Origin of the sequence: Sporosarcina sp. NPDC096371, assembly GCF_044762865.1 — a bacterium.
In the GTDB taxonomy this organism is placed as follows: domain Bacteria; phylum Bacillota; class Bacilli; order Bacillales_A; family Planococcaceae; genus Sporosarcina.
In genome coordinates this window covers 305,173-319,811 of record NZ_JBIWFE010000001.1, presented here as the reverse complement: position 1 = coordinate 319,811, position 14,639 = coordinate 305,173, and the positions used below count along the sequence as shown (strand labels likewise).

Sequence of the window (14,639 nt, the reverse complement as noted above, 5' to 3'; positions counted from 1 at the left end):
CTTCCTTTTCTATTTGTTTTTTTCATATTTTACGAACATTGAGACATTCATCAATATTCCTAAACTTAAAGATAACAGAATAATTGAAGTTCCGCCATAGCTAATAAACGGCAAGGTTACCCCCGTAAGTGGAATTAGTCCCGTCAAACCACCTAAATTGACGAATGATTGAATGCCAATTAAACTACCAACTCCGGCAGCTAGCATTCGAGCATGCGGATCTCTTGCCTGAAGTGCAATCCATAAAGCCCTCATAACGATGAAGCCTAGTCCACCTATCACAATAATCGCTCCGATTAATCCCATTTCTTCAGAAATGACCGCCATGATGACGTCGGTATGTGGTTCAGGTAAATACCCAAGCTTTTGAACGGAGTTGCCTAATCCAAGACCTTGGAGGCCCCCATTACCGATAGCAATATATCCATTGGTAACCTGAAACCCCGAACCTAAGGCATAATCAAAGGGATTTAAATACGCAAGAAGACGACCTTTCCTACTATCTGTCATTATGAAATCCCACGCAAAATACATACCGATGACTACCGGAACGAGAGCTATAGAAACGATTCCGATCATTTTTATAAAGGTTTGCTTTTTAATCCCACTAGCCGCTAATACAGACAAGGCAGCCGCTATGATGATGATCGATGCCCCAATATCTGTCTCTGTCATAATTGACGCTACCGCTATGGCCAGAATAATAACGGGTGGCACAATCGCTTGGTTAAGGTTGTCAATCGTCCCAGCTTCATACTTCTTAGCGAAGACACTAGCAAAGTATACAATGATTACTAGTTTCGCTAATTCAGACGGTTGAATATTACCAATTGGAAGGGCAATCCAACTTTGGGCACCAACATCTCCACCAAATCCAATAACATGAACGAGGAATAAGAACAAAAACATAACAATTAAAGCTGAAGCCATTACCCCTTTTCTCTTATAGTTTTGATAAGGAAATAAGGACGCAAGAAAAAAAGCAGGAATGGCAAGGGCTAGATTACGCAGTTGTCCAATATAAAAATGGTCTGGTTCATATCCATATTCGCTAACAGCCCAGACCATACTAGCGCTATAAATTGCCACAAGGCCAAACAAACAAAGTAGCAGATAGACAAAGAATAGCGGGAAGTCAAAATTCCGTAATATTCGTTTCATATATGTTTTCATCGTCATGACCTCATTATCATTAAACAAAAAACCCAAACCTTTATGTCAGTTTGAGTTTTCAGCTTATTTTTTCGTATATAGTTCGTGCAAGACTGTCATTTCCTTCTCAAGTAAAGAAAGGATTTCATTCCCGCCCTGACGATCAATCAGGTCTAGCTTTACTGCAAAATCAATTTCACGGGCCAACCCATACATCTGTGTGTCTAGCACTTCTTCGTATAGAGGGCATTGCGGCATCGTCAAATGGTCCATTTGCACTTTGATAAGTTGTGCAATCTTATCAGCATCGGCTTGAAGTTGCTTCAATGCCTTTTCCTGATAGGTTTCTTGTAAGTCTATCTCCATGAGGACGCCCCCATCAACCTTTTATTTCTTAACGGTTATTATGAATAAATTGTAACTTTTGAAACAGAAAAATGCAAGTGTTTCCCCTTTAACTCTTCACAACAAGTCTGTATTCCTTTTCCAAAGGCCATTAAAGCGTTATACTAGATGAAAAAGCTTTTTTAATAGTAGGAGGATATGGACTTGGAAGCAATAATTCCGATTAAAGGTAATGTGCGTTATGCAATAACACTCGATCCAGGCGTTTGGATTTTTGATGATCGCCGGATTGATTTGAAAACTTTCTTTACTGATAGTCATATTGAAAAAGACGATCTTGAAGAATATAAAAAAGAAATGGGTAAGCATTGGTCACGCGAAATTATGGAGGGTGCAACATTTCCACCCACATTGAAAACAGAAAAGAAATTTGAAAAAACAAAAGTGTTAACAGGTACCTATGGCATTCTACTCAATCATTTTTTAAAAATCGCCGAGCCCGCTAAAGATGCCACCACACTTACTTTTGAAATAGTCGATGGTACAAGCCACTCGTTTCCAATTGCAGAGGCAGAAGAATTCATCTTCAAATTTAGTGAAGATGGCAAACCACTTATCAATGATGGTCTGGTACACGTCCTCTTGAAAGATGGTTCAAATACAGACTCACCAATTCGAGATGTCACCGCGATTAGAATCGACTAAAAGGAGGACTTCCAATGCGCGTTAAATGTGTCATTTGCGATGAAGTTGGACAACTCCCAGACGATGCACCTTTAGCCAAAACACTGAGGAACCGTCCTATTCATACGTATATGTGTGATCAGTGCAACGAGCGAATTGCCGATAAAACAATTGCTCGTATCGCGACCGGAAATTTTGTTTTCCGGCGCAGCTCGCACTCTATCGAAAACAATTTTTAAAAAAAGAAGACTCTGTTGCGATTATGCAACAGAGTCTTCTTTTTTATATTCATTCATTCTGCGGACGCGGTAGATGATTAAAATCAAAGCCGCTACAATTAGTCCTTCTACGATTGGAAGGAATAATGCTAAAAACGTCAATACTAAACAACCAATGAACAAAGATATATAGATTATTATATTTTTTAACAGTGGTAGTTTCTGAGCAAACCCAAGTTTATAAACAATTGCCGACATGAGAAAGACAAGGGCTAAAAGCACGTAACCAGCTGCATCGTCAGAAGGCATCACTTCATAAATGAACCTTGCAATACCCGACATCCGTCCCATTACGAGTTCCGTTTCCCCAACACTCATTCAACACAGTCCCTTCTATAGTGCACATCTTCAAATACACCGGAAGTAATAACATTATCCAGAAAGGTAATACCTTTCCGGATAATTGTATTATTTCTTCTTCTGCGAACGCTCACGCTCATTTTTATCAAGTATCTTCTTACGAAGTCGAATTGAAACTGGTGTGATTTCGCAATACTCATCATCATCCAAGTATTGTAATGCTTCTTCAAGTGACATAATACGTGGTTTTTTCACTGTAACAGTTTGATCTTTCGTAGCTGAACGGACGTTTGTCGCTTGTTTAGCTTTTGTTAAGTTGATTGTCAAATCGTTTTCGCGTGTATTTTCACCGACGATCATTCCTGCATAGATATCAGTTCCAGCGGCAACGAACATAGTACCACGGTCTTCTAGCTGCATGATACTGTAAGGTGTAGCTGTTCCGTTCTCCATAGAAACAAGTACACCATTTCTACGTCCTCCAACTTTTCCTTTTGCCATTGGCTGGTAAGAATCGAATGTGTGATTCAAAATTCCGTACCCTCTAGTCAACGTCAAGAATTCAGTTGAATAACCAATTAATCCACGGGCCGGTACATTGAAAGTAAGTCGAACTTGTCCGTTACCATTGTTGACCATATCGATCATTTCACCTTTACGCTCACCCATCGATTCGATGATTGAACCCGTATGCTCTTCTGGAATATCGATTTGCACACGCTCAACTGGCTCCGAACGAATACCGTCGATTTCTTTTACGATAACAGATGGTTTCGAAACTTGTAGTTCGAATCCTTCACGACGCATGTTTTCAATCAAAATCGACAAGTGAAGCTCCCCGCGTCCTGAAACTGTCCACACATCTGGTGAATCCGTTGGATCTACACGAAGTGAGACATCTGTTTGCAATTGCGCTTCAAGACGTTCTTCGATTTTTCTCGAAGTTACCCATTTACCTTCTTTTCCTGCAAATGGACTGTTGTTGACCAAGAATGTCATTTGAAGCGTCGGCTCATCGATGAATAGTTCAGGTAGCGCCTCTGGATGATCTACCGGACAAATCGTTTCACCAACGTCGATATCTTCCATACCAGATACCGCAATCAAATCGCCTGCTTTAGCTTCTTGAATATCTATTCGTTTCAAGCCAAGGAACCCTGACATTTTTGTTACACGGAAGTTCTTCACAGAGCCATCACGTTTCAATACAGAAACTTGTTGACCAACATTCATCGTTCCGCGGAACACACGTCCAATACCGATCCGTCCAACATAGTCACTGTAGTCAAGAAGTGACACTTGGAATTGTAATGGTTCTTCACTATTGTCGATTGGCGCTGGAATATGCTCAATAATTGCATCATAAAGCACACGTAGCGTATCTTCCTGTGAAGTTGGGTCTGGAGACAAGCTCGCTGTACCGTTAAATCCAGATGCATAAACAACTGGGAAATCTAATTGCTCATCATTAGCGTCTAGTTCGATGAACAACTCAAGTACTTCATCGACAACTTCTTCTGGACGTGCAAATTCGCGGTCGATTTTGTTAACAACAACGATCGGCTTAATGTTTTCTTCAAGCGCTTTTTTTAGTACAAAACGCGTTTGTGGCATACAGCCTTCGTATGAATCGACAACGAGAATAACGCCGTCAACCATTTTCAAAATCCGTTCCACTTCGCCACCAAAGTCAGCGTGACCAGGTGTATCTAAAATGTTGATTTTTGTATCTTTGTATTCAATTGCTGTATTCTTTGCAAGAATTGTAATTCCGCGTTCGCGTTCAATTTCATTCGAGTCCATGGCACGTTCATCTACTTGTTCGTTAGAACGGAAAATGCCCGATTGTTTCAAAAGTTGATCGACTAACGTCGTTTTTCCGTGGTCGACGTGAGCGATAATTGCTATGTTACGTAAATCATTGCGTGTTTTAGTCATGATTTCACTCCATTATTCTTTTTTCAGGTGATTAACTGTGTTATCATAACACATGATGACACAATACAAAAACATTTTCTACGGATAGAGGGATTTTTTTGAAAAACATCAAATGGATTTTCGTCTTTTATTCCATCGCCGCAATTGCATCTATGTGCGCAATCGGTGTAGCCGTTGCTATGCGTAGCATACCCATTGCTCTGCTTGCTATCCTTGCGCTTATCCTGATAATGGGCAATGGATTCAAAACAAAAAAAAGAATGCGCGAGCAAGGTGCTCTCTAGTCTTATTCACTTCTGAAGAACTGCCAAGTAACCGGAAAAACCGGCACTATGGGCAGTTCTTTTTTTAGAGCAAAGAAAGTATACGCTTTTTAACTTGGAGTCGTGTCTAGACTCCAGCGCCTAGGCGTTTACGCTCTTCTTATTCTTTCATCCGAATATAATTCGTTAAGATGTCATGATGCAGCCCTGGTCTCGCAACAATGAATGGTTCTTGACCAAGCAAATGTGGTGCTTCCCCTTGCATATTACTTGCGACTGCACCCACCTCCCTTGCAATTACCATACCTCCAGCAATATCCCAAGGCGATAATCGCATAGATATATACGAATCGATTCGGCCAGCCGAAACATAAGCCAGTTCAATCGCAGCAGAGCCATACGATCTTGTTCCCCTGCAATGTTGGACTAGCTCCATGATTTTTTCATTGTCCACATAGCGATTCGGGGCTAACCAACTTGCACTAATCCCAATAACAGCTTGCTCAAGGGGTGTAATCTCTAGCTGCGGTAGCCGCTCATCATTTAAGTATGCCCCTTCACCTTTTGCCGCACTGTAAAAGTCATCCCTCATCACATCGTATATGTAACCAAGCATTCCGACCCCATCTGCGTAAATGCCAAGCGATATTGCGAAATTTCGTTTTTGATGAACAAAATTCATCGTCCCATCAATTGGATCCAGCATCCAAATAACACCATCTAGCGTTTGAACAACATCTCCAAATCCTTCTTCACCTAAAATTCGATGCTCCGGAAAATCTCGTTTAATCCTACTGATAAAAAACTGCTCTACTTCCCGATCAATATTTGTGACCAGATCATTGACATCTGCTTTTGAGTCAATGTCAATCTGGTTAAAAAAAGAATTACGGATTATATGACCCGCTTCTTTGATCAAAGACTTCGCATAACGATCAATATTTCCCCAGTTCATGGCATCATCACTCCCCACTATCGGTTACACCTTGGCGTAACCGCGGCCAAAATTTGAATTGCGCTTGAATCCTATAGGCGAACCACATCCTCCCTTGTAGGTTATGCAGTCATTGCAACAGGACGCCGCAACCTAAGACAGCCCTCCTAAATTCCCTACAATGGTTGCCGATGGCTCAGGCAAACAGGGAATTTAGGCATCTGCTGATTCAAGTAAAACCTCTTAATCATAGTATAACGAAAAAAACACCCCATTACACATTCTTCGTTTCCGAAGGATGTGACGGGATGTCCTTTTTGGTAAACCGATGCTGATTATGCAAAGCCATTTAAGATCTCCAATTCGTGACGAATCTCCATGAGCCTACGTTTACTTTTCGTTTTCTGCTTTGCATCATTTTGCTGTAAAGCATCAAACAACGTAGCCAATTCATAATCCAATTCAAGGTTTAGTAGCCTGACATATTCTTTCTCAACATCCGCCTTTCGAATGACATGGACAACTTGTTTCATAATCAACACCCCATCTCCTGGATATAGTCCAAATTTTCCGTTAGTTATAATTACAATATGCCGCAGTTTAAATCTGCATTAGTTATAAGCCTTGTTACTAAAGATTGTTCCCCGTTTTCTGTTAAGATAAACGTGAATATCTAATTGGGGGATTGACTTTGAAGAACCATTTTTGGGTAATAGATGATTTTGATGTATTTTCAATTGCAGGGCTTGAGAACAGAATGGAGGCCCTCCAAAATAAAATTCAACCGAAATTTACAATACTAGGTAGACATTTTGCAGATCGCCTTTCCGCGCATGGTACAGATGAATTTTATCCACATGTTGCGAAACATGCGAGAAGAACCGTAAATCCGCCAAGGGATAGCTGGGTAGCATTTGCGCCAGCAAAACGTGGCTACAAGGCACTTCCTCACTTTCAAATCGGTTTATGGGGGACACATCTTTTTATTATTTTAGCCGTTATTTATGAAAATCCCGACAAAAAGGGAATTGCGGAACGTTTAAGCGGCCAATTAGATGTCCTTACTTCATTACCAGCAAGTTATATTGTATCTGGCGATCATATGAAGCCTGAAGCTGTAAGTATTGCCGAAACTGGAGCAGACGGACTTCACGTTCTGCTAGACAGACTCCAAACCGTCAAAAAAGCAGAATTTCTTGTTGGACGTCACTTATCACGCGAAGACGCCGCCGCCCTATCTAACGATGAGTTTATGGTATTTGCCGAGGAGACATTTGACCAACTACTTTCGGTTTATGATGTCTTGATCGGTAGAAAATAAGCTACTGCGGAGATTTTGGATTATCGAATAGTTTATCCAAAATCAAAATTTTTTAATACGGCAAAACACAAAAAAGGAGTGCAGCTTAACGCCGCACTCCTCTTATCATTTCACCATCAACAGCCCCTTTAGCTGTCTTTATAACACGGTAAATCACATAACCACTGACTTCCTCGAACTCCTTGTCTAGCGTCTTTTCTTCAGCCATAGAAGGAACTACTTTTTTGAAACTACGATAGGCATCCATCAACTGTTCTTTCAAAATACCTGATTCATACGCTTTTTCCACTGCCTCGTAAAACGCCACAACTGTAATCATTTCCGCAGTTGTCCAGTCATGTCTAATCGGATAATTATAATCCACTTACAACTTCTCCCTTCATTTTTCGAAATTCCAGCTAGCGCGAATTGCAGCCGCCTCCGTTACCATTCGTTCGAATAAGTCCGATACTGTCGGAACATCATCGATTAGTCCTATCACTTGTCCTGCCCACCCAAAACCATTGTCGACATCCCCATCATGAATAAAACGTCGATTCGCATCCCCACTAATATAATCTTTCAACGTTTCGTATGTCGCTTGCTGCACTTCCATCTCAAGTATCTTTTCCGTCCAATTCCCCGCAAGTGCGCGTGCTGGAGCTCCAAGCGTTCGCTTAATGACTGTCGTATCCATCTCACCACTAGCTAACAGCGCATCCTTATAAGCTTGTGAAGCGTGAACACACTCTGCTGTAGCGATGAAGCGTGTGCCCATCTCAATCCCCTCCGCACCAAGCGCATGCGCAGCCATCCAGCCACGACCATCTCCAATCCCCCCTGAAGCAATGACCGGAATCGAAACAGCATCGACAACCTGCGGCACTAATACCATCGTGCCGATATCATCGCGTCCCAAATGGCCTCCACCTTCCTGACCCACAACCATTACAGCATCCGCACCTAATTCTTCCGCTTTTTGCGCCTGGCGTTTCGCAGCAACGAGGACGAGTGTTTTCACATCTGTATGTGCAAGTTGAGCAAAAAACGGCGCGGGATTTCCACCTGTCACCGACATCACTTTGACTCCCTCCTCAAGCGCAGCCTCCACCATATGGGCATACGGACGCCCATGCTGGCCAATTGCAAAATTCACACCAAACGGTTTATCTGTCATCGCTTGCACTTTGCGGATTTCCGCACGCAATGCATCTGGTGATTCCAGACTCATAGCCGTAATCTGTCCCAGTCCACCCGCCTTTGACACAGCCGTAGCTAGTTCGGCATACGCCAGATAGGCCAATCCCCCCTGTATAATTGGATACTGAATACCAAGTAGCTCCGTTACCCTTGTTTTCCATATCATCAATCAGGCACCCCCATATGTATCATTTCTCTACCTGTAATAGTAGCACGAAATCGGCGTTCATCACCCAAGTATTGGTGCTCGGGAACAACTTATCGGCGAATAATGACGCGACTAACATAAAAAACCGCCTACAGGGTAGCCTCGCTCCCCCATAGACGGTCATAATCTCTTATAGTATTAACTTATTTTACAATCATATGAATTGGTTTACCCAATGCAACTTCCGCTGCTTCCATTGAGATTTCTCCCAATGTTGGATGCGCGTGAATTGTCATAGCGATATCTTCAAGCGTCATTCCCGCTTCAATTGCAAGACCAAGTTCAGCAATCATATCAGATGCATTTTCACCGACGATTTGCGCACCAAGAAGAAGACCGTCTTCTTTACGTGATACAACTTTAACAAATCCTTCTGTCGCATCAAGTGCAAGTGCACGTCCGTTCGCAGCAAACGGGAATTTCCCTGCTACAACGTCATACCCTTCGTCTTTCGCTTGTTGTTCGTTCAAGCCAACAGACGCAAGTTCAGGATCTGTGAAACAAACAGCCGGAATCGCCAAGTAATCAACCTCAGATTTTTCACCTGAAATCGCTTCAGCAGCCACTTTTGCTTCATAAGAAGCTTTATGTGCAAGTTGAAGACCTGGAACGATATCACCAATTGCATAGATGTTCGGAATACTTGTACGGCATTGTTTATCGACTTCGATAAGACCACGTTCAAGGAACTTGATACCCATCTCTTCTAGACCGATTTCATCCGTATTCGGACGACGACCAACTGTCACAAGAACATAATCAGCTTCGACTTTTTTCTCTTCGCCGCCAACTTCGTATGTAACCGTAACGCCAGTGTCCGTTTCTTCAACACCTTTTGCAGATGCTTTAACAGCAATCTCTACGCCTTTTTTCTTCAAGCCTTTTTTAACGATTTGCGTCATTTGCTTTTCAAAGCCCGCAAGAATATCATTGCCGCCTTCGATAATAGTTACTTCTGATCCAAGGTTTGCAAAAGCAGACCCTAGTTCAGTACCGATATAACCGCCACCGATGACAACAAGTTTAGCTGGAACTTCAGAAAGGCTCAATGCGCCTGTTGAGTTAATAACACGTTTTGTATACTTGAAAGTCGGAATTTCAACAGGACGTGATCCCGTAGCAAGAATTGCGTTTTTGAATTTGTATGTTTGTGCAGAATCTTCCTTGATAACACGAACTGTGTTGCTATCGACGAAGTATGCTTCACCTTCAACATAGTCAACTTTATTTCCCTTAAGAAGGCCTGAAACCCCGCCCGTCAACTTGCTAACGACACCGTCTTTGAACGCTTGCGCTTTTGCGAAATCTAGTTTAACTCCAGTCGTTGTAATACCCATTGAATCAGAGTTTTTAGCATTTGCATAGCGATGTCCGACAGCGATTAGTGCTTTCGAAGGAATACATCCTACGTTCAAACACACGCCACCAACAGTTCCTTTTTCAACAACTATAACTTTTTGACCCAATTGCGCTGCACGAATTGCTGCAACATAGCCTCCAGGTCCTGACCCTACGACAAGTGTATCAACTTCGATTGGAAAATCTCCTACTACCATTTGTTCACGCCTCCATTAATAGTAATTCTGGATTGCCGAGCAATTTCTTCAGATGATTCAATGCTTGTTGGCCCGTTGCACCATCAATCACTCGGTGATCAAACACCAATGACAATGCTAACATAGGTGCCGCTACAATTTCACCATTTTTTACGATAGGTTTTTCTGCAATGCGGCCAATTCCCAAAATTGCCACTTCAGGATGGTTAATAATTGGCGTAAACCACTGTCCTCCTGCAGAGCCGATATTCGTGATAGAACATGATGCGCCCTTCATTTCCGCAGCCGACAATTTACCGTCACGCGCTTTCACTGCAAGGCTATTAATTTCATCTGAAATTGCGAATACAGATTTACGGTCTGCGTGCTTGATAACAGGCACAAGTAGTCCACGCTCTGTATCTGCCGCAATTCCGATATTGTAATAATGTTTTTGAATAATTTCCTGCGTTGCATCGTCAAGTGACGTGTTCAGCGCTGGGAATTCACGTAATGTGGAGACAAGCGCCTTCACAACATACGGTAAATACGTCAACTTAATATCTCTTTCAGCTGCGATGTCTTTGAACTTTTTACGATGTGCAACAAGTTCTGTCACATCAACTTCATCGATCAATGTAACGTGCGGCGCAGTTTGTTTCGAATGGACCATTGCCTTGGCAATCGCTTTTCGAATTCCTGACATTTTTTCACGCGTTTCTGGGAAATCACCTTCAAGATACACTGGAGCCTGAGCTGGTGTTTCTTGAACAGCGCTGTCTGTTTGCTCAATTTCTTGAGATACAGCAGGTGTCGCTGTTTCCACTTGCGCTTGTCCGCCATTTAGGAAGGTTTGGATATCCTCCTTCAACACGCGACCATTTTTACCAGTACCTGCAACCAGACGGATATCAACACCTTGCTCGCGTGCAATTTTGCGCACAGACGGCATTGCGATAATTCGACGATTTGGATCAACGTCAACTTGTGCTTGAACGTTAGCTACTGGAGCTCCAGTTTCTTTAGGTGCTTCCTCTTTTACAATCGATTGGCCTGCTTCAGCCGTCGCTTGGACTTGCGCTTCAGTTTCAGCCTGTTGCTCGCCCCCAACGTTTTCATAGCCCGGCGCATCAAAAGTAATCAATAAGTCTCCTACGATTGAAACTGTGCCTTCTGTAACGAAGATTTCATTGACTGTACCTGTTACTGGCGAAGGTATTTCTACAACTGACTTATCGTTCTGGATTTCAAGAAGTGTATCGTCTTCATTGATTTTATCGCCCTTAGCAACAAACCACTTAACGATTTCACCTTCATGGATTCCTTCCCCGATATCTGGTAAACGGAATTCAAATGCCACGTGATTCACCCTTTCTTTTTCTATCGATCAATAATATTAGAATGTCAAAACTTTTTTAGCTGTTTCGATAATGTCTTTTGCACCTGGTAGCCATGCATTCTCGCCTTGAGCAAACGGATAGATTGTATCCGGTGCTGCAACACGAAGTACTGGTGCTTCTAGGCTAAGAATTGCACGTTCTGTGATTTCAGCCACAACGTTTGCTGCAATTCCCGCTTGTTTTTGCGCTTCTTGGACAACAATTGCACGGTTTGTTTTTTCAACAGATGCAATGATTGTTTCAATATCAAGCGGTTGGATTGTGCGCAAATCGATAACTTCCAGTGAATAGCCTTCTTTTTCAAGCTCTTCAGCTGCTTTTAAGCTTTCATGAACCATTGCACCATATGTGATAACCGTAAGGTCTGTTCCTTCACGCTTCACATCCGCTTTACCCAATGGAATTGAATACTCTTCTTCCGGAACTTCCTGTCTGAATGAACGGTAAAGTTTCATATGCTCAAGGAAAATTACTGGATTTTCATCGCGGATAGCGGAAATAAGAAGTCCTTTCGCATCGTATGGAGTAGAAGGAATAACTACTTTCAAACCAGGCTGAGAAGCTACAAGACCTTCGAGGCTATCAGCATGCATCTCAGGTGTCGCAACGCCTCCACCAAATGGTGAACGAATCGTAACAGGCGCATTAAATCGTCCTGCACTACGGAACTGCATACGAGCAAGTTGTCCGCTTACAGAGTCAATGACTTCGTAAAGGAAACCAAAGAACTGGATTTCCATTACTGGACGGAATCCTGTAAAAGCAAGTCCAATTGCAAGCCCACCGATTCCAGATTCCGCAAGTGGCGTATCGAATACACGGTCTTCACCGAATTCTTTTTGTAAACCTTCTGTTGCGCGGAATACTCCGCCGTTATTTCCAACGTCTTCACCGAAGACGAGAACGTTTTCATCATTTTTTAGCTCCGTGCGCATTGCATCGGTTATGGCTTGAATCATCGTCATTTGTGCCATCGGTTACTTCGACTCCTTTTCCGTGTAGATCGCAAGCTGTTCCTGTAAGTTATATGGAAGCTCACCTTTGTACATAATGTTAATGAAATCACTTACTTTTTGCTTAGGTGCTGCATCTGCTTCTTTGATAGCAACTTTGATTTCTTCCTTAGCACGTTCAATGACTTCGTTTTCTTTCTCTTCATTCCAAATACCTTTTCCTTCAAGATATGTACGGAAACGGATAAGCGGATCACGTTTTTCCCACTCATTATCCGTATCTGATGTACGGTAACGTGTCGGATCGTCTCCTGCCATTGTATGTGGTCCGTAACGATAACACATTGTCTCTATAAGCGTTGGTCCTTCACCGTTGATTGCGCGCTCTCTTGCGTCGCGTGTAACCGCATACACAGCTAGTGGATCCATGCCGTCAACTAGGATGCTTGGAATACCCGCTGCAATCCCTTTTTGTGCAAGTGTTTTCGCCGCTGTTTGTAATCCACGAGGTGTAGATATCGCAAATTGGTTATTTTGAATAATGAAGATTGCAGGAGAACGATAAGCTCCGGCAAAGTTGATACCTTCATAGAAATCACCTTGTGAAGTACCACCATCACCTGTATACGTCATTGCAACCGCTTTCGTTCCACGTTTCTGGAAGCCAAGCGCAATACCTGCTGCTTGAATATATTGTGCACCGATAATAATTTGAGGCGGGAATACGTTGACACCCTCTGGAATCGCTCCACCCTCGTAATGCCCACGTGACCATAAGAATGCCTTAGTTAGTGGTAGACCATGGAAAAGCATTTGAGGAACATCACGGTATCCTGGAAGGATGAAATCCTCTTTTTCAAGTGCAAAGTGAGAAGCTAGTTGGGAAGCTTCCTGTCCCGCTGTTGGTGCATAGAATCCTAAACGACCTTGACGGTTCAACGAAATAGAACGTTGATCCAAAATTCTTGTATATACCATGCGTGTCATTAATTCAACAAGTTCATCGTCAGATAAATTCGGATTAGCTTCCTCATTGACGATTTTGCCTTCTTCATTCAAAATCTGGAACATTTCAAACTGATCTTCAATCGTGTGAAGTGTCTTCACCGGATCGAACTGCTTGTCTGTTTTTGCAGCCATTTCGGCAACTCTCCTTTATAACTGTATTATGAATCAGCGATGTATCGATTAGTACAATATTTCACTTCTCAGTATACTGAATCAAAACACAATGGTCAATCATAGGATTCGCATGCCTTATTGTCTGCCGCCAATGTCGGAATTGGTAGTAAGTATCGAACTGTATTAGCACAATAATATATCTGTAGTATAATAGAATACTGAAAAATTTACCTTTTCAAATAAACAAAAAAGAGCAGAAAAACGTGCCTCCGCCCTTTGGTTTCCTCATTTATCAGTCTGTAAAATTGTAAAAACATCCTCTTTTACGATATTAACCTTTTCAGTCGACTCATTAAAAGTAGTGACTACAGCCTGGACTGTCACATTTTGTGAATTCACTTTATCGACTTGTTCAGTTAACTCCCATAATTGAGTACCGTCCGTACTTAACATTTTGTACAATTCTTCCTGCAGTGCCGCTAGTTTTTTATACGCCGCTATAAATTCAGCGTGATATGCGTAGCGCTCATCTACAGCAACCTTCAATCTCTGGATTGTACCTTTTTCTTGTTCATCAGCTTCTTTAATAATTGCATCAAAGTCAGTAGCGGTAGCCTTCGCTTTGTCTATCGCCGCCTCCTCCTTTTGGAGCCTATCAAGTCGTTGACCAAGTAATGCTTCAAGCTCAGTCACTTTAAGCGTCAGTTCCTCCTGCTGTTGTTGCGTCAATTTCATAGTTTCATTGAATAGTTGTTGTTCGGTTTTCTCAAGTTCTGTCAATTCGTCTTGAGCCAGCCGATAATCTTTTTCTGCACTATTCATCACTGTCATCGTATCTGCTAATTGTTTTTCAATTGATGATTCGATATTACAGCCAGTTAGCATCAGCACTGCCGTGAATACGAATCCCGTCAAAATTCCCTTCAAAATAATCCCCTCGATTCCCCTTAAACTATAGCTTTTCACATTTCTATATTCAAGTTTGCGCTGCATTTCTTTGCCCCGTTTTTCCAATTCGATTATACTA

The 14,639-nt window shown here is 42.2% G+C and carries 17 protein-coding genes; 4 read left to right on the top strand and 13 right to left on the bottom strand.

Annotated elements, in window-relative coordinates:
- Positions 1–9: 9 nt before the first annotated feature.
- Positions 10–1,173, bottom strand: coding sequence for an FtsW/RodA/SpoVE family cell cycle protein (locus ACIQ0H_RS01435; RefSeq protein ID WP_403409847.1), 1,164 nt, complete (start codon positions 1,171–1,173; stop codon positions 10–12).
- A 63-nt stretch (positions 1,174–1,236) separates the two neighbouring features.
- Positions 1,237–1,518, bottom strand: coding sequence for an Fpa/YlaN family protein (locus tag ACIQ0H_RS01430; protein ID WP_403409844.1), 282 nt, complete (start codon positions 1,516–1,518; stop codon positions 1,237–1,239).
- A 183-nt stretch (positions 1,519–1,701) separates the two neighbouring features.
- Between ACIQ0H_RS01430 and ACIQ0H_RS01425 the strand changes: the two genes are divergently transcribed.
- Both ACIQ0H_RS01425 and ACIQ0H_RS01420 read left to right on the top strand, forming a co-directional pair.
- Positions 1,702–2,202 carry a molybdopterin-binding protein gene (locus ACIQ0H_RS01425; RefSeq protein ID WP_403409841.1) on the top strand — a complete coding sequence of 167 codons (501 nt, stop codon included), beginning with the start codon at positions 1,702–1,704 and terminating at the stop codon, positions 2,200–2,202.
- Positions 2,203–2,216: 14 nt separating this feature from the next.
- Positions 2,217–2,420 (top strand): YlaI family protein, encoded by a 204-nt coding sequence (locus tag ACIQ0H_RS01420; protein WP_403409838.1) that lies wholly within the window; start codon positions 2,217–2,219, stop codon positions 2,418–2,420.
- A 21-nt stretch (positions 2,421–2,441) separates the two neighbouring features.
- Here ACIQ0H_RS01420 and ACIQ0H_RS01415 read toward each other — a convergent pair whose 3' ends face one another.
- Together ACIQ0H_RS01415 and typA are read right to left on the bottom strand one after the other, a co-directional pair.
- Positions 2,442–2,777, bottom strand: a complete 336-nt coding sequence (locus tag ACIQ0H_RS01415) for a YlaH-like family protein (protein WP_403409835.1) — start codon at positions 2,775–2,777, stop codon at positions 2,442–2,444.
- A 90-nt stretch (positions 2,778–2,867) separates the two neighbouring features.
- Positions 2,868–4,697, bottom strand: coding sequence for a translational GTPase TypA (typA, locus tag ACIQ0H_RS01410; protein ID WP_403409832.1), 1,830 nt, complete (start codon positions 4,695–4,697; stop codon positions 2,868–2,870).
- A gap of 98 nt (positions 4,698–4,795) precedes the next feature.
- Between typA and ACIQ0H_RS01405 the strand changes: the two genes are divergently transcribed.
- Positions 4,796–4,981 (top strand): YlaF family protein, encoded by a 186-nt coding sequence (locus tag ACIQ0H_RS01405; protein WP_403409830.1) that lies wholly within the window; start codon positions 4,796–4,798, stop codon positions 4,979–4,981.
- Positions 4,982–5,120: 139 nt separating this feature from the next.
- On the opposite strand, the gene ACIQ0H_RS01400 is transcribed toward ACIQ0H_RS01405, so the two are convergent.
- Positions 5,121–5,915 (bottom strand): inositol monophosphatase family protein, encoded by a 795-nt coding sequence (locus ACIQ0H_RS01400; protein ID WP_403409827.1) that lies wholly within the window; start codon positions 5,913–5,915, stop codon positions 5,121–5,123.
- 314 nt (positions 5,916–6,229) lie between these two features.
- Positions 6,230–6,427, bottom strand: coding sequence for a hypothetical protein (locus ACIQ0H_RS01395; protein ID WP_403412297.1), 198 nt, complete (start codon positions 6,425–6,427; stop codon positions 6,230–6,232).
- 158 nt (positions 6,428–6,585) lie between these two features.
- Between ACIQ0H_RS01395 and ACIQ0H_RS01390 the strand changes: the two genes are divergently transcribed.
- Positions 6,586–7,215, top strand: a complete 630-nt coding sequence (locus ACIQ0H_RS01390) for a YktB family protein (RefSeq protein WP_403409825.1) — start codon at positions 6,586–6,588, stop codon at positions 7,213–7,215.
- A gap of 85 nt (positions 7,216–7,300) precedes the next feature.
- Here ACIQ0H_RS01390 and ACIQ0H_RS01385 read toward each other — a convergent pair whose 3' ends face one another.
- The 7 genes from ACIQ0H_RS01385 to ACIQ0H_RS01355 all read right to left on the bottom strand — a co-directional run bounded on the left by ACIQ0H_RS01385 (position 7,301) and on the right by ACIQ0H_RS01355 (position 14,626).
- Complete coding sequence (locus tag ACIQ0H_RS01385; protein ID WP_403409823.1) at positions 7,301–7,579, bottom strand: UPF0223 family protein; 279 nt, start codon at positions 7,577–7,579, stop codon at positions 7,301–7,303.
- 15 nt (positions 7,580–7,594) lie between these two features.
- Complete coding sequence (locus ACIQ0H_RS01380) at positions 7,595–8,560, bottom strand: NAD(P)H-dependent flavin oxidoreductase (protein ID WP_403412294.1); 966 nt, start codon at positions 8,558–8,560, stop codon at positions 7,595–7,597.
- Positions 8,561–8,745: 185 nt separating this feature from the next.
- Entirely contained in the window at positions 8,746–10,158 is a 1,413-nt protein-coding gene (gene lpdA, locus ACIQ0H_RS01375) for a dihydrolipoyl dehydrogenase (RefSeq protein ID WP_403409820.1), read from the bottom strand.
- A gap of 4 nt (positions 10,159–10,162) precedes the next feature.
- Entirely contained in the window at positions 10,163–11,497 is a 1,335-nt protein-coding gene (locus tag ACIQ0H_RS01370) for a dihydrolipoamide acetyltransferase family protein (RefSeq protein WP_403409817.1), read from the bottom strand.
- Positions 11,498–11,533: 36 nt separating this feature from the next.
- Positions 11,534–12,511 carry an alpha-ketoacid dehydrogenase subunit beta gene (locus ACIQ0H_RS01365; protein ID WP_403409815.1) on the bottom strand — a complete coding sequence of 326 codons (978 nt, stop codon included), beginning with the start codon at positions 12,509–12,511 and terminating at the stop codon, positions 11,534–11,536.
- 3 nt (positions 12,512–12,514) lie between these two features.
- Entirely contained in the window at positions 12,515–13,630 is a 1,116-nt protein-coding gene (gene pdhA / locus ACIQ0H_RS01360; RefSeq protein ID WP_403409812.1) for a pyruvate dehydrogenase (acetyl-transferring) E1 component subunit alpha, read from the bottom strand.
- A gap of 267 nt (positions 13,631–13,897) precedes the next feature.
- Entirely contained in the window at positions 13,898–14,626 is a 729-nt protein-coding gene (locus tag ACIQ0H_RS01355; protein WP_403409809.1) for a YkyA family protein, read from the bottom strand.
- Positions 14,627–14,639: the final 13 nt, after the last annotated feature.